Genomic DNA, 1,760 nt, shown 5'->3' with positions numbered 1-1,760 from the left:
GTCAGCACCGTCGAGATCGCGGCGATGATCAGACTGGTCACATAAGCATTGAAGTACAGCGAATCCTTGGTCAGCAAAGTGTAGTTGTCGATGCTGAGCTCTCTGAGCTGTCCGACAAAACCGAACCAGCCGCCGCTGAAATCAAGCACCGGCGTGTAGGGCGGCATCGCGATCGCCGTTTGCGACAGCGAGATCTTGAAGACGATGACGAACGGGATGAGGAAAAAGAACAGCAGCCAGAGATAGGGGACGATGATGACCAGGCGGCCGACGAAGGCCGAGCCCAGCCGGGCCAGCGGGGATCTGGCGGCATCGGCTGCCGACGGGGTTGTTGCGGCGGTCGCGGCGCTCGACATGATTGCCCCCTACCGCGTCAGCACGACGCCGGCGTCGGGCCGGAAGGAGACCCAGGCGCGGTCGTGCCAGGTCAGCGGGTCCTCGGTGATGCGCGAGGCGTTCAAGGCGCTCGCCCGCACCATCTGGCCGTCGTCGAGCCTGACGTGATAGACGGTCATGTCGCCGAGATAGGCGACGTCGTAGACTTCACCTTCGAGTGCGTTGACGGCATCGGCCGGCTTCTTCGACGAAACCTTGATCTTCTCCGGCCTTATGGCGAAGACGATGTCGGCGCCGGCGGCGGTATCGCCGCCATTCTCGACAACGATCTGGGCTCCGGTCAGCCCGGTGATGCGCGTCGTGTTCGCCGCCCGCTCGGCAACTTTGCCCTCGAACATGTTCACGTTGCCGACGAAATGCGCCACGAAGCGAGAGCTGGGGGCTTCATAGACTTCCGCCGGCGTCGCGACCTGCATGACCTCACCCTTGTCCATGATGGCAATGCGGTCGGCCATGGTCATCGCCTCTTCCTGGTCGTGGGTGACGACGACGAAGGTGAGGCCGAGTTCCTGCTGCAGGTCCATCAGTTCGAACTGCGTTTCCTCGCGCAGCTTCTTGTCCAGCGCGCCGAGCGGCTCGTCGAGCAGCAGAACCTTCGGGCGCTTGGCGACCGAGCGGGCGAGCGCGACACGCTGGCGCTGGCCGCCCGACAATTGGTGCGGCTTGCGCTTGGCGAACTGCTCGAGCTTGACCAGCTTCAGCATTTCGGCGACGCGCTTTTCGATGTCAGGGGCGGGCATGCCCTCCTGCTTGAGGCCGAAGGCGATGTTCTTCTCCACCGTCATATGCGGAAACAGCGCATAGGACTGAAACATCATGTTGACCGGCCGCCGGTAGGGCGGGATGCCGCGCAGGTCCTGGCCGTCGAGCAGGATACGCCCGGCGGTCGGCTCCTCGAAGCCGGCAAGCATCCTGAGCAGCGTCGACTTTCCACAGCCGGATGCGCCGAGCAGCGCGAAGAACTCGCGCTCGAAGATGGTCAGCGACAGGTTGTTGACGGCGGTGAAGTCACCGAACTTCTTGGTGACATTGTCGAATTGGATATAGGGCTTGGCGTTCGGATCATTCCATGGCGTGAAGTCCCTGCGGATGCTGCCAAGCGATTTCATTTCCCCACTCCGTCCTGTTTTTCGTCCCCCAGGAGTGGTTCAGCTCTTGATAGAACCGTCGAACCGCTCCGGATATTTCCCACGCAATTCCAGAGGGAAAACCGCTACGCGCTTTTTCCTGGAATTGCTCTTCTGTTCCTGCGCAATTCCGGACGGAAAACCGCTTCGCACTTTTCCTGGAATTGCTTTTAAGCAAAGCGACCCCGGCAGCCAGGCGCCGGGGTCGTGCCGATCGCCTACTGGCCGGTGACGATC

The 1,760-nt window shown here is 61.9% G+C and carries 1 protein-coding gene and 2 pseudogenes; all 3 read right to left on the bottom strand.

Features of this window, described 5'->3' with window-relative positions:
• A pseudogene (locus EN742_RS33985) lies at positions 1-356 on the bottom strand (putrescine/spermidine ABC transporter permease); the annotation flags it as partial.
• A gap of 9 nt (positions 357-365) precedes the next feature.
• Positions 366-1,505 carry an ABC transporter ATP-binding protein gene (locus tag EN742_RS33980; protein WP_126056452.1) on the bottom strand — a complete coding sequence of 380 codons (1,140 nt, stop codon included), beginning with the start codon at positions 1,503-1,505 and terminating at the stop codon, positions 366-368.
• Positions 1,506-1,544: 39 nt separating this feature from the next.
• Positions 1,545-1,760: pseudogene (locus EN742_RS38865) on the bottom strand (hypothetical protein); the annotation flags it as partial.

Origin of the sequence: Mesorhizobium sp. M4A.F.Ca.ET.020.02.1.1, from assembly GCF_004022645.1 — a bacterium.
Lineage (GTDB): Bacteria > Pseudomonadota > Alphaproteobacteria > Rhizobiales > Rhizobiaceae > Mesorhizobium.
This window is presented reverse-complemented; position numbering and strand designations above follow the sequence as displayed.

What these genes read in the sequence shown, in the direction of transcription:
- EN742_RS33980 (WP_126056452.1), bottom strand. Translation starts at nt 1,505, where the DNA reads ATGAAATCGCTTGGCAGCATCCGCAGGGACTTCACGCCATGGAATGAT.